The 20,899-nt window shown below is 48.0% G+C and carries 19 protein-coding genes; 12 read left to right on the top strand and 7 right to left on the bottom strand.

The genetic code is table 11. From position 1 onward, the window contains the following. The 3 genes from KIS30_05680 (at window position 1) to KIS30_05670 (ending at window position 2,541) form a co-directional block, all read left to right on the top strand. Window positions 1-1,551 carry an AMP-binding protein gene (locus tag KIS30_05680; GenBank protein MBX8646231.1) on the top strand — a complete coding sequence of 517 codons (1,551 nt, stop codon included), beginning with the start codon at window positions 1-3 and terminating at the stop codon, window positions 1,549-1,551. 130 nt (window positions 1,552-1,681) lie between these two features. Further along, window positions 1,682-2,254 carry a hypothetical protein gene (locus KIS30_05675; GenBank protein ID MBX8646230.1) on the top strand — a complete coding sequence of 191 codons (573 nt, stop codon included), beginning with the start codon at window positions 1,682-1,684 and terminating at the stop codon, window positions 2,252-2,254. 62 nt (window positions 2,255-2,316) lie between these two features. Further along, window positions 2,317-2,541, top strand: a complete 225-nt coding sequence (locus KIS30_05670) for a DUF167 domain-containing protein (GenBank protein MBX8646229.1) — start codon at window positions 2,317-2,319, stop codon at window positions 2,539-2,541. A gap of 159 nt (window positions 2,542-2,700) precedes the next feature. On the opposite strand, the gene KIS30_05665 is transcribed toward KIS30_05670, so the two are convergent. Continuing rightward, window positions 2,701-3,156, bottom strand: coding sequence for a hypothetical protein (locus tag KIS30_05665; GenBank protein ID MBX8646228.1), 456 nt, complete (start codon window positions 3,154-3,156; stop codon window positions 2,701-2,703). A gap of 381 nt (window positions 3,157-3,537) precedes the next feature. On the opposite strand from KIS30_05665, the gene KIS30_05660 reads away from it, so the two are divergent. Next, window positions 3,538-3,987 carry a single-stranded DNA-binding protein gene (locus KIS30_05660; protein MBX8646227.1) on the top strand — a complete coding sequence of 150 codons (450 nt, stop codon included), beginning with the start codon at window positions 3,538-3,540 and terminating at the stop codon, window positions 3,985-3,987. A 218-nt stretch (window positions 3,988-4,205) separates the two neighbouring features. On the opposite strand, the gene KIS30_05655 is transcribed toward KIS30_05660, so the two are convergent. The 3 genes from KIS30_05655 to KIS30_05645 form a co-directional block, all read right to left on the bottom strand. Then, window positions 4,206-4,598: a hypothetical protein gene (locus KIS30_05655; GenBank protein ID MBX8646226.1), complete on the bottom strand. Its 393-nt coding sequence runs from the start codon at window positions 4,596-4,598 to the stop codon at window positions 4,206-4,208. A 209-nt stretch (window positions 4,599-4,807) separates the two neighbouring features. Next, window positions 4,808-5,257, bottom strand: a complete 450-nt coding sequence (locus tag KIS30_05650) for a ferredoxin family protein (GenBank protein ID MBX8646225.1) — start codon at window positions 5,255-5,257, stop codon at window positions 4,808-4,810. 117 nt (window positions 5,258-5,374) lie between these two features. After that, the gene (locus tag KIS30_05645; protein MBX8646224.1) at window positions 5,375-6,832 is read right to left on the bottom strand and encodes a gamma-glutamyltransferase; all 1,458 of its coding nucleotides are present in this window, start codon (window positions 6,830-6,832) and stop codon (window positions 5,375-5,377) included. A 92-nt stretch (window positions 6,833-6,924) separates the two neighbouring features. Between KIS30_05645 and KIS30_05640 the strand changes: the two genes are divergently transcribed. The 3 genes from KIS30_05640 to KIS30_05630 all read left to right on the top strand — a co-directional run bounded on the left by KIS30_05640 (window position 6,925) and on the right by KIS30_05630 (window position 11,074). After that, on the top strand, window positions 6,925-9,348 hold the full coding sequence (locus KIS30_05640; GenBank protein ID MBX8646223.1) for a M1 family metallopeptidase: 2,424 nt from the start codon (window positions 6,925-6,927) through the stop codon (window positions 9,346-9,348). A 56-nt stretch (window positions 9,349-9,404) separates the two neighbouring features. Then, window positions 9,405-9,878: a peroxiredoxin gene (locus tag KIS30_05635; GenBank protein MBX8646222.1), complete on the top strand. Its 474-nt coding sequence runs from the start codon at window positions 9,405-9,407 to the stop codon at window positions 9,876-9,878. A gap of 473 nt (window positions 9,879-10,351) precedes the next feature. Continuing rightward, window positions 10,352-11,074, top strand: coding sequence for a DUF169 domain-containing protein (locus KIS30_05630; protein ID MBX8646221.1), 723 nt, complete (start codon window positions 10,352-10,354; stop codon window positions 11,072-11,074). 28 nt (window positions 11,075-11,102) lie between these two features. Here the strand turns inward: KIS30_05630 and KIS30_05625 are convergent, their stop codons facing one another. Continuing rightward, window positions 11,103-12,236 carry an amidohydrolase family protein gene (locus KIS30_05625; GenBank protein MBX8646220.1) on the bottom strand — a complete coding sequence of 378 codons (1,134 nt, stop codon included), beginning with the start codon at window positions 12,234-12,236 and terminating at the stop codon, window positions 11,103-11,105. 323 nt (window positions 12,237-12,559) lie between these two features. Here KIS30_05625 and KIS30_05620 point away from each other — a divergent pair, with 323 nt between their 5' ends. The 3 genes from KIS30_05620 (at window position 12,560) to KIS30_05610 (ending at window position 14,703) form a co-directional block, all read left to right on the top strand. Further along, a complete protein-coding gene (locus KIS30_05620) occupies window positions 12,560-12,754 on the top strand; it encodes a hypothetical protein (GenBank protein MBX8646219.1) in 195 nt (64 codons plus the stop codon). A gap of 202 nt (window positions 12,755-12,956) precedes the next feature. Beyond that, window positions 12,957-13,205 (top strand): DUF3311 domain-containing protein, encoded by a 249-nt coding sequence (locus KIS30_05615; GenBank protein ID MBX8646218.1) that lies wholly within the window; start codon window positions 12,957-12,959, stop codon window positions 13,203-13,205. Continuing rightward, window positions 13,195-14,703: a sodium:solute symporter gene (locus tag KIS30_05610; protein MBX8646217.1), complete on the top strand. Its 1,509-nt coding sequence runs from the start codon at window positions 13,195-13,197 to the stop codon at window positions 14,701-14,703. The genes KIS30_05615 and KIS30_05610 overlap by 11 nt, the downstream gene beginning before the upstream one ends. Before the next feature lie 212 nt (window positions 14,704-14,915). Here KIS30_05610 and KIS30_05605 read toward each other — a convergent pair whose 3' ends face one another. Beyond that, window positions 14,916-16,121, bottom strand: a complete 1,206-nt coding sequence (locus KIS30_05605; GenBank protein ID MBX8646216.1) for a cation:proton antiporter — start codon at window positions 16,119-16,121, stop codon at window positions 14,916-14,918. Between the two features lie 220 nt (window positions 16,122-16,341). On the opposite strand from KIS30_05605, the gene KIS30_05600 reads away from it, so the two are divergent. Further along, on the top strand, window positions 16,342-17,502 hold the full coding sequence (locus KIS30_05600; GenBank protein MBX8646215.1) for a glycosyltransferase: 1,161 nt from the start codon (window positions 16,342-16,344) through the stop codon (window positions 17,500-17,502). A 57-nt stretch (window positions 17,503-17,559) separates the two neighbouring features. On the opposite strand, the gene KIS30_05595 is transcribed toward KIS30_05600, so the two are convergent. Then, the gene (locus KIS30_05595; protein MBX8646214.1) at window positions 17,560-18,699 is read right to left on the bottom strand and encodes a VIT1/CCC1 family protein; all 1,140 of its coding nucleotides are present in this window, start codon (window positions 18,697-18,699) and stop codon (window positions 17,560-17,562) included. A gap of 308 nt (window positions 18,700-19,007) precedes the next feature. On the opposite strand from KIS30_05595, the gene KIS30_05590 reads away from it, so the two are divergent. After that, on the top strand, window positions 19,008-20,867 hold the full coding sequence (locus tag KIS30_05590; GenBank protein MBX8646213.1) for a hypothetical protein: 1,860 nt from the start codon (window positions 19,008-19,010) through the stop codon (window positions 20,865-20,867). Window positions 20,868-20,899: the final 32 nt, after the last annotated feature.

The following is a 20,899-nucleotide window of genomic DNA, read 5'->3' as shown; positions in this document are numbered from 1 at the left end:
ATGCACAAAGGGTTCACTGTGATGTCTTTCCTGGAGCGTGCATCGCGACTGTTTCCAAACAGAAAGATAATTTTCAGAGGTGTTTCCAGAACTTATGCCGAAACTTATGACAGAGTAATCAGAGCTACAAACGCATGCAATTCGATCGGAATTACAAAGGGCTCAGTAATCGGTGTGGCGGACTGGAACACTCCCGCCTTCGCAGAGATGCTTTACGTTGCAGGCAACCTGGGGGCCGTGGTATACCCGATAAACATACGGCTTCCTCCCGGTCAGATATTACAGACGCTGAAACAAACCGGAGTACAGTGGTTCTGCGTTTCCAAAGAATTTGAACAGTTGCCGGAAGGTGCCGGCGCAGACAAAGACATGATAGTCTCGATGGACGGTATCGCACCCGGCAGATCATATGAAAAACTGGTGAACGACGGCACTACGGATCCGCCTGCTGTAGATATCAGCGGCACCGATCCGTACTCAATACTCTGCACTTCTGGAACAACGGGAGCTCCGAAGAGCGTCATATACACACACGAGAAAACAGTGCACGGAGCAATCAGTATCGTGCACCAGCTTGGCCACTTCAACACACCGGCTTCTCTCAGCAGTCGAGACACAATCATGCCTCTAATACCATTCTACCATCTGTGGGCATGGGGCACCCTTTTTCATGCGTCATACCTTGGAAGCAATTACGTACTTGGCGGTAGGTTCGAACCGAAAGCGGCACTGAAATCGATAAAGGATGAGGGAATAACATGGATCAACGCCATTCCAACCATGATACACGAACTGCTCAACAAGGAGAGTGATGGAGAGCTCAAGGGACTGAAAATTCTTGTTGGAGGAAGCACAGTTCCACTCTCCCTTGCCAGCAAAATGTCATCCCGCGGCATACACTTCTCAACGATATACGGCGGCACGGATATGCTTGCCGTGGCAATATCAATATTGCCTGAGGATCTGGGCGGTGACGAGTCGATAGACATGCTCAGGAGAACCACGCACCCTGTTCCTTTTGCAGAAGTGAAAATTACTTCTCCCGCAGGCACGGACGTTCCGGCAGGAGAAATAGGTGAGCTGTATGTGAGGACGCCCTGGCTACCTGGCGGATATTACAACGATCAGGAGAGGACGCGCCTCGCGTACTCCGGCGGATGGTTCAGGACTGGAGACGTTGCGAGGCTGACTGAAAAAGGCGGGCTGCAGGTTGTCGACAGAGTGAGCGATGTCATAAAGAGCGGCGGAGAGTGGATACCAAGCAGCATACTTGAGTCGGCAATATGCGAAGTCCACGGTGTTGAAACGGCGGCGATTATTGCCGTACCTGACGATAAGTGGGGAGAAAGACCACTTGCCGTGATCAAACCAACGGCTGGCAGTGATTTCACCAGAGAACAGTTAATGGATCACCTGATGGATCTTGTGAAGGATGGTAAAATATCGAAATGGTGGATACCCGAAAGTATGGAACTGGTCGAACAGATGCCGTTGACCAGCGTAGGGAAGATAGACAAATCGGCCCTAAGACAAAAATTTCACAGCAGATGAAGTATGTGGATTAAACTGCCGGGAGATGGAAAGGGCGGCCAGTGTCTTTATACGCCATTACGCGGCTGTGATCGACAGTCCTGTCGACTAATCGGACAATCTTTATTAAAGCAGGTGCATCGGGCTCAAAATGCCCTATCTCTACATCGTTATCGTTTCAATTATTGCCTTCACTCACATGATTGCGCCTGATCACTGGTTGCCGCTGGTAGCCCTCAAGGCAAGAAAAGGATATTCACAGAAAAGAACAACGTCCCTTTCCGCGGTTATCGGAATCGCTCATGGCACATCCACTACTGCGCTATCCGGACTCATTGCGTTTGTCGGTACGCTTTATCTGAGCGCCTTATTACTCCGTACAGCCTCCGTCATAGTCCTGGTGGTTGTCGCACTGTACATCACGATCAATGCGTTCCTCGAGAAAGAAGGAAGCACAGAGATGCAACAAGCATCACTCTTTGCCAGCATCATTCCCGATCCTGCACTCGTCCCGATATTCCTGGCATCAGCTTCCCTTGGAGCGGAATTCATAAGTCTGCTTGTCATTGTATTTGTAGTCGTTACAACGGTGACGATAATAGCCGTTGTCTACCTCGCGTCCCATGGAATGCTGACGCTGCTGAAAAAAATGAGCCCGAAAGTGACAGATTATATCGTTAGCGCAATGCTCCTGCTCACAGCCCTGTACGTTTTACTATTCTGATGACTACGCCTAATGTGCACACGCTCGCAACTTTTATATCTGTTCGTGCGCACACGCATCCGATGCGGATAAAAGTGCACGTGATTCCAAATGCTAAGGAAGCACGAGTGGTGGAGGTGAGCAGCACAAACCTTGAAGTCAAAGTTGACGAAAGAGCAGTTGACGGTCGTGCCAACAGGCGACTCATATCCATTTTGTCAGAACACTTCCACGTCCGGAAATCGGAAGTGTCAATCATTAAAGGCGCGAAATCCAGAGACAAGCTGGTGGAAATTGTTCTTAAATAACCGATTCCGATTTGCGCGCCTCGCGAGCGTTGCAATACGGCTCGCAAGACTTGATTGACTGGAGCTTAGGAACCTACACAGTAAAAATAGAACATTGAAGCTCTAATAGTGGACCACCATGCCCCTTGAAGTGCAATTCTCGAACTTTAATCACCACAACTACAACTTTCTCCGCCGGCCTGACTCTCCATAGTCCTGTTCGAGCACAGTCCTGTACTTGTCCCATTCCTCAGCAAGTTGCCCCTCCCATGCTCTCTTATTTTCAACCGGAGCAGACTTGTATTTCACCTTGAATGTCATCGTCAGTCGTGTTCTATTTTTACCCACTGTTTTCAGGACATAATGCCCCTCTTCATCTAAGTCTTCACCCAATCCCAGAACAGACCATTTGCTGGGAGGATTAAGCGTGACAATTCTGACATTCTCCACCTCCATATCATTGATGACGAAATGGTTGATCCATGCTGCTCTGGTTCTTGACTTTGAGATGATGTGTCGTTTAACCTTGCTGCCGATGATCTTCAGGTCATCCTCTCTGTAGTCGGTGCACCATCGATACACAAAATTCAATGGCGCCTCAAAATCCAGGGACAGATTGTAAGTCTTCGTCACCATGCAGCAGTGGAGATCTTAAAGATATTTGAAATTTCAGATAACATCTTCACGCCAGATTGCATGCCCACGCGATTCATGTACCGATTCATGTACCCAGTGAGTGACGACAGTGAGTGACGACGTTCAAGGCGATGCATTTGAACTCAACTCCAAGCCATTTGGTTCATGGCTCGATTTTGTGGCGTGAGGCGGTATCTATCATACCGATGGCCATCTTCGGATTTGTAAAAAGAGATTAACTACCATGCTATTGCCAATCCATGATGCTGGCCAACGCTAATGCTCATTATTGTACAACAATGCGACATATTAAATAAGTGGCCGTAAATGGAATCGTTGCCTTCTGTGTGGAAGGCATAGCTTAAACAAGGAAGAATTTAGATGGAACAGAGCAAGGAAATGACAAAAATAGCCGATTTGACGCCTGAATCTAAGAGCGTCAATGTGATAGCCAAGGTACTTTCTGTAGGGGAATCGAAAGAGATCCCTTCCAAGTTTGGACCTTCGAGAAAGGTGGCAGAAGTGCCAATAGCAGACGAGTCCGGCAGCGTTGTACTGAGCCTCTGGCAGGACCAGATAGGCACAGTGTCTGAGGGCGAGACGATCCAGATAGAGAACGGATATGTCTCACTTGTAAAGGGACACATAAGGGTGAACGTAGGGAAATACGGAAAGATAATGAAGAGCGAAGTTGATGTTTCCGATCCCAGCACCGCAGTGAACGTGAGCGACAAAGAGTATGAGCAGCCAGAGAGGCGCTCGTACGGCGGGGACAGGCGCAGGCCTTCCTACGGCGGCGGCAGACGGGACGACAGATCCAGAAGGTTCTGAAGCAACCCACCCACCAGTTATCGGACCGCCGTAAGGCGGTCAAAACCCTTTATTTGATTTTATCACCATTGAATCTGGCTTTAAGTATCGCCAGTGGAAACTTACACTGACTCTACGCCGGCCAAATGGAATTTTGTCAGTCTGCATCCCATAGGATTCGACGGATAAGCGCTGTCGCCAATCTCGTTTCAAATATCCGCAGACAAAATCACGCACTTTCACACAGAATCGACTATGCTGTCGATTTCATGCATCAAACCCTTCTCCACATGATCAGTCCACAGCATTTCGGAAACGTCCAGAGGGATGAACAAGGGAGAAAGAAGCAATGTCTCCACAGCCATCACGCCCAGATTCTGGACCCATTTACCAGCACCCATTGTTAACTTCGTTCCTTCAGGCACCTGTTCAAAAGTGATGATTAGGGCGTGTTCTGCAGCTATAATGTCTCTGAGAATTCCTCCCTTCTGAGCTTGAATAATGCCTCTGTTTCCCTCTGCCTTCTGCTGCGCCTTCCACCCTTCCTGTCGAAGGTGGTTGTAAACCGACTGAGTCAGTGCATTTATGTCGGTCTGCTTGCCGTATGTTTTCTCCTTCTTGAAAATGCTCATTTTATTCACGATCCATTGCTTGGTCATCTAACCGACTGATGTTATTAAAAGATCGGGTTTTTGTCCATGGCGGCGTATTCTGGAAACACAGCAGGTCTGAGGATGGGGCATTGAGCTGCACGGCCATGAAAAAAACAACTGAAGGCGATAAACAACGCATAAAAACAGATGGTTAAACGGTTTGAGTGGATTGTTTTGTCGCTACTGCTCTAACCTTCCGTTATCTTGATTGCGCCGGTTGGGCAGACTGGAACACACGCCATGCAATAGACGCATTCCTTCTCTCTGACAGGATCGCACTTGTCTGTCCTGTATTTAGCATAAAGCTCCTTATCGTCGGCAATCTTCTTGTCATTGTTGACGCCCATCTGGCCGGGATTGAGAAACCACTCATAAAGCGTTACAGGGCAGACATCCATGCACTCGCCGTCCGCCACACATGCCTCCCAATCCACAGCAACATTTGTACCGTGTATTCCGAGTTTGGTGGGATACGGCTTTCCTTCGGCATCCATTCTCTGAACACCTTCCGCTCTGACTTCATGTTCCGTATCTGCATACGTCTTATGCGGACTTGTAACTGGATAATGTTCCTGGTCGTTCAGAAAATTTTCGTCTATCGGTTTTGGTTTGTAATCAAGGCTTTCCAGGTCAACCATACATATAACCTCTATTTACTGAGTTTCTGTAAAAAGTAATGGCATATTAATATTGTGTTTGACCATCCCGGTACGACGAGACAATGCGCCCGATAACGCAGGAATTAGATAGAGTCATCAGTACTTTTCGAAAGCATCGCCTCTCGGATCGAAACCGGGTGTCACTGTGTCGGAAACAATGATACCCTGAGCGTGGCCCATCATGCTGTTGTTGTCATCCACAGGTTCAGCAAGTTTCAGCCCAAGACTCTTCTCGGCATACAGCGTCGAGCTGGAATATATTGATGCAGGATAGCAGAAGCGTGGTGCTGCGATTGCATGCTGAATGTCCTCACCCATGTCGAGGATTCTAGAAATAATCTGTATGTTTGTCTGTGGCTGCACATCACCTCCCATGGAGCTCAGATAAAGATTTTCGGGACCCTTGCAAACGGTTGCCATTAGTGTGTGAAAAGTCTTTTTGTGAGGTGCCACATGATTGTGATGCGAACTGTCAAGGGTGAAATACGAACCTCTGTTATTCATGTTTATACCGGTACCTTGTATAGTATGGCCGGAACCGAAACCCATGTAATTGCTTTGTATAGCGCTTATGCCTGCATTGCCGTCATAAACAGAGAATGCCGTTGTATCGGAAAGGGAATCCGCCCTTGCCCTGCTGGCATCTTCGGCAACATAATGGTATTCCGGTGAAAGAAGATGAGGTGGAAGAATGACATATTCCGGATCACCGATAAAACGCGATCGGTAATGATAAGCGATGTTCATCGCTGACAGTAAAGTGCCATAATAGTCATTCTTTTCCATCGAGGAGAGAGAATGTCTGGAAAGCATGTTCATCCAGAAAAGCAAAGTGGCACCCTGGCTGTTGGGCGGTGTAGTGTACACAGTTCGTCCCCTGTAAGTCGTGCTAATCGGATCAACCCATTTCGCTTCGTAACCATCCATGTCGCTGAAACGTATAAGTCCTCCTTTTGCCAGCATGTCAGCCTCAATGGACTTCGCCAGGGCCCCGTGGTAAAAGGAATGACCCTCATCTCTGGAAACTAGGTTGAGCGTGTTGCCCAGTTCCTTCTGATAGATGGTTCCGCCTTTGGATATGTCGTGGTATATTTTCCCCCAGTCACTGTCATCACTTTTTGTGAGACTGATAGAATTGAATAGGCTGTTCTGAACTCTGAATCCCTCAGTTGCGTACTGAATCGCCCTCCTGAATAAGTCAGGCATGTCCATCGTGCACTGCTCCGACAACAGTTTCCATGCGGAAACCATACCTGGCACAACAAATGACGAAAGGGGTCCTCGCTTGGGTATTGAGGAGAGCCCTCTCGATGAGAAAAAATCAGCAGTTGCAAGCTCCGCCGCGTAACCACTGCCGTTTACTGAACGAACACCGCCATCATCGACAACTGCGAACAAGTCGCCTCCGAGGCCGTTGAGATGCGGCTGGACCACAACCAGAGATGCGCTTACTGCAAGAGCGGCATCATACACGTTCCCTCCTCTCTCGAGTATCTCCAATCCGGCTCGGGTGGCAAGCGGATGGTTAGCAGCTACAGAAAAATCAGGTGCCAAAGTAATTCACGCTCTGGCAATAAACTTCCATGTATTCAAAATTTTATCATTTCGGCGTACCGATGGGTCGGCCCAAAAGATAAATACAATTATTGAGAGTCGTAGTCATGAAAGTTGTTCTTTATGACATTTCGCTTGATGTGGATTTCAAAGGTCTGCGGTACAGTGGTCAGTGCACAGTGAGTTTCGCGAACACGGAGAGGACGGTAGTCCTTGACAGCGATCGGCTCGATATACAAGACGTAAGCATCGATGGAAAAAAAGCCGTATGGAAGTACGACAGGAAGAACTGCAAACTGTCAGTTAACACGGGCGTACACCGAAAAGTCACCTGTAAAATTAGTTTTTCCGGCAGAGTTCTTGAAGGCGGATTACAGGGATTCTACAAATCCAAATCCAAAGATGACTACGTGCTCACCACACAGTTTGAGCCTACGGGTGCGAGGAGCTTCATACCATGTATAGATCATCCTGCCTACAAGTCAATCTTCAATATACGTGTAACAGTCGACAAAGGACTTCTGGCGATTTCCAATACCGAGGTATTGAGCAGGACTGAAAGGAACGGTAAATGGGAGTATATTTTCAAACCCACACCGTTGATGTCGACTTATCTTCTCTATCTAGGCATTGGCAGGTTCGCGGAGTCGTCCAGGAAGGACGGAACCCTGCACATTATCGCCGCATCTACTCAGGCGCAGCGAGGAAAAGGATCGTTCGCACTTTCGAACGCGCTCAAATTTCTGAGGGAGTATGAAAAATTCTATTCCATACCCTACCCTCTATCAAAATTGCATCTTGTCGGTGTTCCGGAATTTGCAGTAGGTGCAATGGAAAACTGGGGAAGCATAACATTCAGGGAATATGCGCTGCTCGTTGACAAATCCACCAGCGAATATAACAGGAGAGTCGTTGCGATTGTCCTTGCGCACGAGATAGCGCACCAGTGGTTCGGAAACCTGGTCACGATGAAATGGTGGAACGATCTGTGGCTCAATGAGAGTTTTGCGACATACATGAGCAACAGAATTGTTGACGGAATATATCCCGAGTGGAATACGTGGTCTGATTTTATCCTCAGCGAAACAGGACGATCGATGCATGCGGATTCGCTGAAGAACACGCACCCCATAGAGGTTAAGGTTGACAGGCCCGAAGAAATAGGCGAGATATTCGACGAAATAAGTTATGGAAAGGGAGCGAGTGTTCTCAGGATGATTGAAAATTACCTTGGCAGTAGGGCATTTAGGAGGGGTGTTTCAGCATACTTGAGGGAGTTTGCATACGGCAACGCCGAAAGCAGCGATCTGTGGAATGCTCTTGCAAGGGCATCCGGCCAGGATATTGGCAGGATTATGAAATCGTGGATAGGCAAGCCGGGGCATCCGCTTGTTCGCGCAACAATCAAGGGGGATAAAATCGAGCTCAGTCAGGAACGCTTTATTATTTCAGGCAGAGGTTCAAAGGACATTTGGCCGATTCCCCTGACATATACGCTCAACGGCAGGAGAAAGACAATGCTGTTCGATCGGAAAAACACGACAATCGGCGCCAAGCGGGTAAGTGAGTTTCTCATCAACGGCGACAGAACAGGATTTTACAGGGTGAAGTATGACGATACGCTTTATTCAAAATTAAAGCATGACATCAATCGCATTGGAGCCGCAGGACGATGGGGGCTGATGTCCGATCTGTTCATGTTTCTGATATCGGGAGAAACAGACGTAAATATGTATTTGCAGTTCGCCAGGAAAGTTGCGCGGGACAACGACTATCTCATCGTAAGTGTGATGAACTCTCAACTGGGATTCCTTACAGAACTAGTTCCGGAGAGGGAAGATTTGAAAAAAATCTACACTAGTTTCTGTCGTAGCCACCTGAGAAGGATCGGTGTAAGGAGGAGGGTCAGGGAAGACAGAGGAAACGCAGTTCTCAGGGAACGGTTAAGCAACGGACTTACAAGGATCGATAATGTTTTCGCAGCGCAAATGGCATCACTCTTTGACAAATGGAATGAGGTTGAGCCAGAGCTCAGGCAGGCAGTTGCAATATCTTATGCCCGTGTTAACGGCGAGAATGCGTTTGACAGATTGTTGAAGGAAATGACTTCCGCAGGAAGTGATCAGGACGCGATGAAGATTGCGATAGCAATGGTTTCATTCAAAGAGGGCGAGCTTAATCGCAGGGCGCTGGAGCTCTCTTTTACAGGTAAAGTGAACATTGGCCACATAGCCTACATGGTAATAGTGGCAACTTCAAACAACGAAAGCAGGGATGCCGTATGGAAGTGGTTCGTGGACAACAGAGAAAAACTTCTGAAGACCTATTCGGGCACAGGACTCAACTCGGCTATGGTGGAGAATCTCATCAGCGGAGCCGGGACGCGGAGACCTGATGAAGTGAGGGATTACTTCAACACTCATACTGTGAAAGAGGCGGATATGGGCATACGGAAGGGACTGGAGCTGCTGGAAGCGTACGTCGGCCTGATGAAGAGGCTTCGGGCAGGAATGTGATGTATCCCGCGTGATCGAAGGCAATGTTTAAGTCATAGCGAAGGCGATGCATATTCATGGATGTGCCGGTAGGTATGAAAGTACCTGATTTCACTCTACCTGACGAAAATGGAAATCAATTTCACCTCTACGAAGAGCTGAAAAAAGGGCCGCTGATCATTTACTTCTTTCCGAGGGATTTCACAAGCGGCTGCACAACTGAAGCATGCGAATTCCGGGATAATTATGACCTGTTCGTAAAGAAGGGGGTAAGGGTTGCAGGCATAAGCACGGACGGCACGGAAAGACACACGAGTTTCAAACAGAAGCACTCCTTGCCTTTTCACCTCCTAAGCGATGGTGGTCACCGGATAGCAGACTTATTCGGCGTGAAGCGTTCGCTAGGCATAATTCCTGGAAGAACGACGTACCTGATTGGAAAGGATGGCACTGTGCTTCATGTCTTCAGTTCCCAGCTCCAGCCGAAAAGGCATATTGCAGAGGCGCTTAAGGCAATGGAAAGGACTGGCGTTGGCGCCAACAACATTTGAGCTATGATAGATATTGGGAAAGTACGTGTGAAATTGCTATTCCATTGCCGTAGCACTGTGCTGATGCATCGATGGAACTGTGTAAACAAGCTGGTGCCTGCACTTGATACAGGTGATTATGCATTTGTCTATGTCAATCAGGTTCTGCGAGTACAGGTTGCGCAATTCCTTCCTAACTCTTTCAGGGTACACACAGTCGCATGAACACTTTTCGTCACTGCAGAACTTACACATTTCGCAACACTCCGTTAATTCCGTTGAGTGTGTGTAAATGGGTAGCCTAAATAAACCTATTCCGATCTGCAGGAATCCGCACTATTCGAAATGAGAGTTAAATGATGAATCAGTCGCTTTGCGGCTAATTGAATCCACTACTTCCGCCTGGTAAAAACAGTGACAGCGTGCAACGCAGCCTTCGAGGCGAAAAGTCTGTCTCGGAAGGTATATAGGAAGTTCATGAATGTGATTGAAACATGGAAGACGACCTGACAGAACTGTCTGAAAATCTCAAAAGGGATCTGAAACTCGAGTCTGCGCCAGTCCAGATTTCCTACTTGAATGCTGAACCCCTGGGTATCGAGAGATATCCTCACAGTGTGCCGGCCGGTTGTTCATTCTGGGGAATAGGCACACAGAAAGAGATTTACGCACCGCTTTCTGCGCATGAAAATTGCGAAATAGGTGCCTTTGTACTTGGCATCAGGCCTTCTGGCGAGCTTGGATCCAGGCTCTCGGAGACACTTGGCTGGATGGAAGAAAAAGGGTATCTGGGAAAAGGAGAAGCAGCGAAAATACCACATAACAGCAGCGCGCCAGAATTTGTCTATTACGGCCCACTGGGAAAACGTGACATAGACCCTACAGCTGTTGTAATGTTCTGCAGGCCATCCGGCGCGATGATTGCTCTGGAAGCCGCCAGCCTCTACGGCGCCCATCCATTCAATGTCCCGCTGACCGGGCGCCCAGCTTGCTCAGTCATACCGTTTGTCTTAAGCGGAAGAGCACCGGTTGCGGTGAGCATGGGCTGTTCCGGCTTCAGGACATATGTGGATGCTGCGGCGGGGAATATGCTCATCGCCGTGCGCGGTGACATTATAGCGGAGTTTGCGTCATCGGTTGCGAAAGTGGCCGCAGTCAACGTAGAAGTCTGTGAACTCGACGCAGAGAGGAAGAAGGAATTCACGAAGGAAAGATGAAGCGCGGCAGTGCGACATAGGGGCATCTTCAGCCTATTAGCGTTTTCCCCTCTCCCACGACGGTTTCCGGCCATGCATCGAGGGAGAATGGATCGTTATTCCACACTGTGAACGATGCCATTCTGCCCTTTTCGAGTATGCCTATATCCCTGCAGCCAAGAATATTCGCAGCATTGCCTGTGATGAGTGCTATCGATTGCTCCTTTGTCAGGCCATACCTGAGGAAGAAACGAAGCTGGAGGAAAAGATTCCTCTGTAGCACGACTGGATGGTCTGTCATGAGGCAATAATCTATATTCGACTCAGCGATGAATCTGACGTTTTGCCAGCGCTCGTGCTTAAGCTCAACCTTGTAGGAAAAAGCATCCACCGGCCCGTAAATTACTGAAAGTCCCTCTCTTGCCACTATTTCCCAGAGCCTGGATGAATGTACATCCCCTGCGTGGTTAATCACTGCTCTGAAGCCAAATTCTGACATCAGATTAATCAGATTGACAATATCGTCCTCTTTATGAACATGAACCATCAGCCTCTGCTTTCCGTTCAGTATGTCTATGAGAGCTTCCGTCTGGGGCTCGATTTCATCGATTGTCTTTCGCTTTTTCTTCATTAGCCTTGATGCTTTTAATGCCTTGTTGAGCTCATTTCTCAATATAGATATTGCACCCATCCTCGTCGTCGGTCTGGTTCCCTTCCAGTCAGTTGTTGAGCGAGGATTATATCCCAACGCAGCTTTGATGCCGGGCCTTGAAATGAACGCCTCACGTATGTCTTCTGCAAAATTCCTGATCAGCGCAGTCCTTCCACCTATGATGTTTCCGCTCCCTGGCATTACATGGGAGTAGAGCACGCCGTGTTCTATGCTTTCCCTGAAAGCAAAATCATCCATATACACAGAATCGAGAACGTTCACCATCGGGAGCATTGGATCCATATGCTCATTACCTTCTTCCTCTGCAGACGGTTCACCGCTTCTGGCAAGCCCTATGTGGGAATGGCCGTCGATGAAGGCGGGCGTCACAACACCCTCTGCGATCATTTCGCCTTTCGGTTGAGTCGTTCCTATGGCAGTTATCCTGTCTCGATCATAGCTGATGAAAACATCGTTCCTTACAGCATTTGCAGTTCCGTCGTACAGAACCTTTGCTTTGACGTAATTCATGAACTGTAAAAGGCGAATGCCCTTTAAGACTTTTCAATTCGGAATATAAAACCCTGCAACAAATTCCAGGAACCTATGGTAGGGACAACGCCCGGTAAATCATTGAATGCCTTATCAATCCGGATTTCCATTCATATATGACAACAGGCTCTCCATTCCACCCGCCGACAAACTCAAGGCGAAGCAAAACTCTCCTCGTACGACGAGCTTCTCGTGAAACTGACTCAGTAACGAGTGTCTAAGAATTCCCTACCGAATCACTCCAGCAAATGACAGTTTGTGATACTGTCATAAGCACCATGCGGACGACAGTCATTCTAGTTATGGAAAAAGAACATAGCAGGATAGCAGGCATGCTTGAATGGCTGAATCACATACGGCATTCGAATGTGGTCGTACTGCTGAAGATCGGTGAGGAAACAGAGATAGTTCGTTTCCTCAGAAAGCAAGTAGCGAACATTAATTCTTGGACGGTAGAACTTAACAATATGGTGGAAAGTGGCCTGTCCGCAGAGTGATCGGACTACTCATCCAATGCAGCAGCCTGTTAAAAATCTTTAAGTATCGATCTGATCATTACCCACACAAACCTGGCACGAAATCCAACCTAAGGTAAAAGATTACCCAGCCTACAGCGTGTGATGCCAAGCGTCTGGCTGTGCTCAGGGAAATTAAACCTCTTGAGAAAGATTGTTAGATTTTGAAATAGAGGGGAAAAATTTGGCCGAAGGAAGTAAGAATGGTGCCAAGCGGAGCGCAGGAAAAGATATTGCAGCAGTAATACTTTTGCTGATTCCATTTGCTGCTTATCTTGACCTAGGATCGTTTGACAAAGTGAGTCCTACATTGTATGGAATACCTTATTTTTACTGGTACCAGACTGTGTGGCTTGTCATTTCTGCAATATTATTCGTATTTGCAGCGCTACTGCTGAACAGCGGAAGAGGAGGGAAATCCGATGTCTACTGACCAGATTACAGAAATTTCCGTATTCCTGGTTCTTTTTGCAATATTCGCCTTCCTCGGGTTCTATGCAAGCAGATGGAGAAAAGGCAATCTCGCCGATCTTGGAGACTGGGCACTTGCCGGGCGGAGACTCGGTCCATTCCTGGCATGGTTCCTCATCGGAGCAGATTTATACACCGCGTACACTTTCGTCGCCGTTCCGTCAGGTGTCTTCGCTTCGGGGGCGATCATCTTTTATGCCGTTCCGTACGTTGCAGTGACATTTGCCATAGCAATGGTCACCATGCCAAAGCTCTGGATTGAAGCGAGGAAGCACGGCTATGTTACAGCCGCTGACTTTGTAAAGCACAGATTCGGCACAGTACTTGCAATACTTATCGCTCTGACTGGAATAGTTGCAGAACTACCGTATATCGCACTGCAGATTGTCGGCATGACTGCTGTTCTTACAGTCATGCTGCAGGGACTCGGCGCTAACTCCTCCGCCATCATCGAGATCGCACTTGTCCTATCATTCATCGTGCTTGCGTTGTTCACATTTACAAGTGGACTCCGTGGAGCAACGCTGACGGCAGTATTCAAGGACATTCTCATCTTCTTAACAGTGATTGTGGTGATTATTGTCGTTCCCGCACACTTCGGGGGGTTTGCAAAAGCTTTCGCGGCAAAGCCTGCATTCAGTAAGCTCGCGCCAGTTGCTGGTTCTGCATATTGGACGCTCTGGCTTGGAAGCGCACTTGCACTGTTTCTATATCCCCACGCAGTTAACGGCTCCCTGAGCGCTTCCAGTGAAAAGAAGCTCAGACTCAGCACAGCATTGCTGCCAATATATGGAGTTGGTCTTGCTTTGCTCGCCATGTTCGGCATACTGGTCTATGCAGTAGGGCCGGCAATGGCATATCTTGCCAAGACACCCGCGGCAACAAGGGGCATTCTTGTTGTTCCCGCTTTAATACAGTATTCGCTGCCGCCCTGGTTCTCAGGGCTGGCGTTTCTGGGGATATTCATAGGCGGACTAGTGCCTGCATCAATAATGGCCATGTCCCAGGCGAATCTGCTCGTCCGGAATGTGTTCAAGGAATTCTCGCCAGGCATGAAACCCGAAACAGAAGCGAAGCTGGCAAAGATCTTCTCTGCCGTATTCAAGTTCGTTGCACTGGGATTTGTCTTTATCGTACCGCTGACATACGCAATTCAGCTTCAGCTGCTCGGCGGAATATTGATACTTCAGACGATTGCACCGGTCTTCATGGGCCTGTTCCTCAGGCGCATGAACAAATATGCTATGACCGCAGGCTGGGCAATTGGATTGATTTCCGGAATATATCTTGTTGAGTATGCCAACCACTTCGGTAAACTTGTCACAAGCTTCTATAAATCCCCGTACGGACTGCTTTATATCGGTTTGTTCTCAGTCGCGGTAAATGTGACAGTAGCCGTCATAGGCAGCCTGATAGCATATGCTGCCAGACCACACGCAGCAGCGGCGGAAGCAGCCTGAATTTTGGACAATATGGAGTGTACGTTAAACCATTTCCATTTGCCTTTTTTGTTTTTTGGTTTGATTTTAGATCAATCGTTGAACAATTTTGCATTCAGCAGAACTTCACTGGATGCATCTGGTGCATTACACTCATGCAAGTGGTGAGCTTCTACAGTTCATTGTCAGAAAACGGCACCCTCAGCGCCTCCATATCATGACAGGAATACGATTCAATCCGGTCTGAGTGCCAGATGGTAGAGTCGCTGTAGCAGAATTGGCCCGATTACAGACGTCAGCAGAACCATTCCGATTATCTCGCCGTAGAGTGACTGCGTCACAACGCCCTGCTCGAGCGCAATTCCCGCGATTACCAATCCAACCTCTCCTCTTGGGACCATCGCTACACCTACCCGGAGCGCACTTTGGATGTGCCGGAATTTTAAAAAGGCCATTGCTCCTGAGCCGGCTATCTTTCCGAGAACGGCAATAACGGTAAGCAATGCCATGCCCAACAGTGAGTAAAGGTTTAGAAAATCGCCAAAATTTAATTCAGCCCCAATTACAGCAAAAAAGAGAGGCCCAAGTGCATCCTTGAGAATATTGCTGAATCTTCTTGCATGCTCCTTGGCAAGCGAACCTGCCATTGATATGCCGCCAAGATACGCACCGACCACAGTTGAGAGACCGACAAACGCCGAAATCGAAGACATAGCGAATGCAACAGCCAGCGATGCGGATTCCAGAACGCTGTCATCTTTCAGCCTTGCAACGATCTTAATGAACTGCGGGATAATTGTGAGCGATGCAACGAGCATGACAAACCAGGTGAAAGTTGCTGCAATAGCAATTGAAAACACACTGAGAGTTGTAACACCCTTGCGCGAATTGAGCACCGTCAGAGCAACTGCAAGAATAACGACACTGACTACATCATCTATCGCGGCGGCATTGAAAATCAGGTTCGCCTCAACGCCATATTTCTCCTTGAAGCGCTCCATAGACTGTACCGTTATGGCAAGGCTGGTAGCTGCCATTGTAGATGCGATAAGGATGGCACCAGATAGCGACCTTCCTGTTGCTATGTAGAAGTAAAAACCGAGTACCACAGGAAGAAGTGCACCCCCAACAGCAACCAGAACAGCATAGGCTCCCGCCTGTCTGAGGCCTGAAAGGCCGTTTTCGGCGGCCGCTGAAAAAATTATGAGAACGACAGCAACCTGCGAAAAAAGGAGAACTGTGCTGTTGACATTAATCAGATCGATGCCGGTCCAGGCGTCAATGTAGCCTCCAAGCGCATACGGGCCGAGGATGGCGCCGCCCAGTATTTCGCCGATTACCGAGGGAAGGTGAAAACGCTTTGCGATGAGGCCAACAACCTTGGCGAAAAAGAACAGTATTCCAATGGTAAGCAGGGGTGATGTGTATTGCAATGCCATTTGAAATCTACCATCGCGATTCCTTGAAAGACGGAACCTGTCAGTTGTGGCAAATGGCAGCGAGGTTATTCAACCTTTTCAGAAGGATGGACTTCCCATGGATTCATAACAGCAGCAGTCGTGTACAAAAATGCAACAGGAGTTAGCGCATCTGGCTATCCACCAAACTGCGCTCGTGTTGCGGGTTAACAATAAATATACAGCGAATTTGTTCAGAGGCGTGCATCTGAACACAGTTACACTTTTGCTGTTTTGTTTCTTTGCGATATACTCATTCATTTCGCTGGGAATCGTGTTTCTGCTTGCAATAAACGTCGACAGCATTGACAACCATCTGCCCGGTTCTGAAGAAGGAACTCATCAGCCTGGAACGACAGTCAGTGTCATAATTCCCTGCAGGAACGAAGCAAACGACATACGCGGCTGCATCGACTCCGTACTTAATCAGGACTACACGGGCCTGGAAGTGATCGTTGCAGATGGTAATTCCGAGGATGGTACATGGGAAATATTACAGAGCTACGGCGACAGGATAAAGATCATTAGAGAGAGTGAGAGACCTACCGGGTGGACCGGCAAGAACTGGGGCGCATTTCTTGGATACAAGGAATCCCGGGGAGAGATACTTCTCTTCGTTGACGGAGACATGGTACTGACGCGTGAAACAGTTTCCACGACTGTCAGGTCGATGCTCCATGAGAATACAGATTTGCTTTCGCTCGGGCCGAAAATGGTGATGAAAGGGTTCTGGGAGAAACTCATGCTTCCATTATTTGCTCAGTTTATCATGCTGCTTTACATGCCACCACTAATGAACCGGGACAGGGGACGCGTGGCGATGGCCAACGGACAATATATGATGATGAAGAGGGAAGCGTATGAGAAGTGCGGCACGCACCGCGCCATCAGGGAAAAGATAGTGGAGGATGTCAATCTCGCGAAGCTCTTCAGAAAGAACGGCATGAAAATCAGATTTTACTGGGCGAGCGGCTATCTGAGCACGAGAATGTACAGAAACAGGGGAGAACTGTGGGAAGGCGTGGTGAGAGACATTCAGGGAGAGGTAGGAAGAAAATATCACATCCATTTGGCTGGAATTCTATACCTAGCATTCACATTTTACCTTCCATTCTGGATGATGTATTACTCCATATTCGATGGAAGTCTTCTGCTTCTTGCCGTTTCGTCGCTGTCTCTTGTATTTGTCATCCTCAGAATGCTGATATTCCAGATAGGTACAGGAAGTCCTGCATATATCGCTCTTCTGTTTCCGGTTTCCATAGGAATATATTTGCTCATTTCGACGAGCGCATTCCTGAGGGCAGTTGCAGGGTTCAAAGTATTATGGAAAGACAGGAAATATTCCATGACCGGGGATTGAACCATGTTTCTGCAGTGCCTGCAGACCATTTGGACCATGACATGAGCGATTGTCCTGTCAAGGCACTGCCGGCAGATGCAGTAATGCAAACATTATGTTTCCGAGTATGAATGTGGCAGCAGCTGCGCCAAGCGTGAGTCCAACTGTTTCAAGCACCTTCTTCAACACAGACGTATCTGAAGAGAGTGATATGACTGTCGCCGCGGCAGTCTGTGCCGCAGCAACGGCTATTACTGACAGTATGAGACCGGTAATTCCACCCACAAATGCAAAAGGAAGTATCGGGAATGCTGAACCTATAAGATAAAAGAGACCGGTTTGCAGACCCGCCCGCCTCGGGTTTTCTTCGCTAACGGTTGATCTGCCCAGCTTGTTCCGCACGTAGAATTCGGTCGAAACATTGCCGTTGCGGGCCATTGATTCGGCGGCTTCATTGATGTAAGCATCTTCAAAACCCATATTCTTGAAGAGCGACTTCAATCTCTCAATTCTCTCTTCGACGCTCACTAATTCAATTTCCCTTGCAACTCTGTCTGTCTGCCTTCGTCCGATTTCCACGTGAGCCTTTGTGGACATGTATGCGCCTATTGCCATGGAAAGCGTGCCGGAAATGCCCACTACCAGACCCCCGGCTGCCACAAGCACGGGTGTCTTGACTATCGGCACAAGTCCGGCTACTGCGGCAAGTACTTCCACCAAGCCGTCGCTCATACCGTAGAAAACGTCCCTGATGGATTCGAGTCTGTTTGACATGCCGCTGAGTTGCGTCGCAAAATACTCTTCATGAAGTATTTCATCAGTGACTATACTGTGAAGTTTCTTTCGCTGCTCTTCGTCAATTAGCTGTGTAGTGAGGAATTCACTGTATTCCTTAATCACTGCCTCTTCCCCCCTTTCGAACAGCCGTATAACCATGGGGAGGCCGATGATCCTGCGAAGAAGAAGTATGAACTTTCTCCTGTACGAAGGGTATCTGTAATCCAAGTTGCCGACCCCACGCTTCTGTAGAAAATCCTTCCAGAAATCGGCGTGATTCCTTTCCATCTCTCCCAGTTCCTTCAGGAATCTGCCTCTCTTGCTGTCTTGCTCCTTCGCTCCTAGGCTGCTGTACACCTCGGCATCCTTCACTTCATCATGGTAGAACCACAGAGCCTTCTTCACAACTTCATCGGTAACAGGCATATCGAATTCCAGCAATCAAAAAAGACGCAGAGATTCCAGTTATATAGATTTTTACGCAGGCAAGGCGATCTGCAAAAAAAGTTATCAGCCTAGCCGACCATGGAGTGAAAGCGGAAAGCAAGGGAAGCGCGTGCTTGGAACACAAACTGGAGATACTGATCATATGCATCTGCATTCTTTTATTAGCGGCTGCGACGGACCAGCCGATTGCAGGCTGTGAGTATCCAGCGTCTCCATCGCATACTAACACTATCCAACTCAAAGAAGCGCAGGTAACACACGCGGAGGCCATTCATGTTAATTTCAGCACCTTAGCACCCTCATTGCCATCGAAGGGATCTAGTACGGTTTATATTACTTCGAACAGCTCATACAATAACATTAATTTTACGGCTTCAAACGAAACAATCGTCGTAAACTCATCCATCTCCAGGCCCGTTTCGCTTTCCTTCTTCAATTCGACTGCAATTTTCAACAACACAAACATTGAAATCAGCCACGCCGTGAACAACTATGGCCAGTTCACAATGAAATTTCTCGATTCCCGGCTCATCATAAACAGGAGTATGCTGAACGGTAATTCATCTGCGCCTTCGCCTGCTGCAATGATTGAACTGAATAATTCCTTCGCGTCAGTGCATGATTCAAAACTTTACGCCACTGGACCGATAATCGACTCTGTGAATTCAAGCTCCATTTTACTGCGTTTAAGCGGATTTTATGGTGTTGGAGCGCTGATTGCCGTATCTATATGCCGAGATGTTGTGATGACCGGGGATTCCTTTGTGTCGACACCAACACCATTCATTCAGGCAAATGCCTCACATGGTACTCCGTTTACTGTGATTTCCGTCGCGTCGTCGCGCAGTCTAATCTTCAGCGGCAATTACCTTAACGATTCCGGGACGCAGGCGGACTCGGGACTGTCCGCAACAAAGTCTCTGCACATCAGGGTGGAAAATTCGATCTTCGGCTCTGACAATGCAACAAGTAATACTTCACCTAAGACCAGTGCAGCGGTGTTTATAACCGACTGTAATTTTACGAATATTGACTCTCTTAGGATAGCTGGAGGAGAAACAGGAATTGTCCTATATGATGGATGGCTCGCCAATGTAAGCCAGATTGTTACGACATCTGACTATGCCGGGATCATCGCAGATGCACTAATTCGCGGCACCATATCAAATGTGAGTTCTATTGGGGGCATCTTTACAATCATTTTGCAGAACAGCACCAATGTTTCTCTTGTAGGTGACTCAGCATTCGGCAGTCTTTTCGGGATACGAATTGTATTCTCATCTGGAATACTACTTGACAAAATATACGAGAGGAACGTCATATCCGCCGTTCAGTTCGTCAAATGCAGGCAATCTGCATTGTATGATGCATTTGTCGAACTGATACCCGACGAATTCAATTTTGCTGAATTTTATGGCCTAACTATCGCCGGCTCATCCGGGATAACTATAAACGGCGTACGCATGGTTAACGCCCCGGGACTCAACGGCGGTTTCATCGATGGATGTTCTGTTCTTTTTACCAATGACAGTGCCATAAGCAACCTGCACATGTTCTTTTCAGGCGGTTTTGTATCTACGGCGGTTTATATCTTCAGAGCATTCGGAAATACTGTTGATTCAACAACTGTTGCATCTGACGGGACATACGGCGATGCAGGAATGGTGCTCATCGATTCCGGAAGCAATACGATATCTAACGTGACAGTGAATCTGATTGGCACACAGGCGCTGCTTCTGCAGTATTCGAGCAACAACACATTCAGAGCATCCTCCTGGTCCGTTTACGGCACCGAGCCGCATGGAATATACCTATACTGGTCCAATCATAACCACTTCGTCTATACAGCCGTAGTTTCCAATGGCATATATTCCGAAACTGGAATAGTATTCAACGCCGCGCAGGGCAATATATTCAACGTCACCAATGTGCAGCTCACCGGTTCGTTTCAGTCTGCACTCCTTGTCCAGAGTATTCAGTCTCGCAATAATGTTTTCAATGGCTTCACGTTCTTCTCCGATGCGACGAACCTGTACTGGCTTTCAGTTTCATTCCTGATTGCGTTGGCCTCTACTACCGGGGTGTTTATTTCTGCACACCCAAAAAGAGTGAAGCCATTCTCTAAGGAAGATGAGAAAAGGCTGAAGAGATACAAGCTCTGATTAAGCGGCAATGAAGCCACATATTTGCTCCC

Source organism: Candidatus Sysuiplasma acidicola (assembly GCA_019721035.1).
Classification (GTDB): Archaea; Thermoplasmatota; Thermoplasmata; order Sysuiplasmatales; family Sysuiplasmataceae; genus Sysuiplasma; species Sysuiplasma acidicola.
Note: the sequence above shows the minus strand (reverse complement) of the source record. Positions and strands in the feature narration are given on the sequence as shown.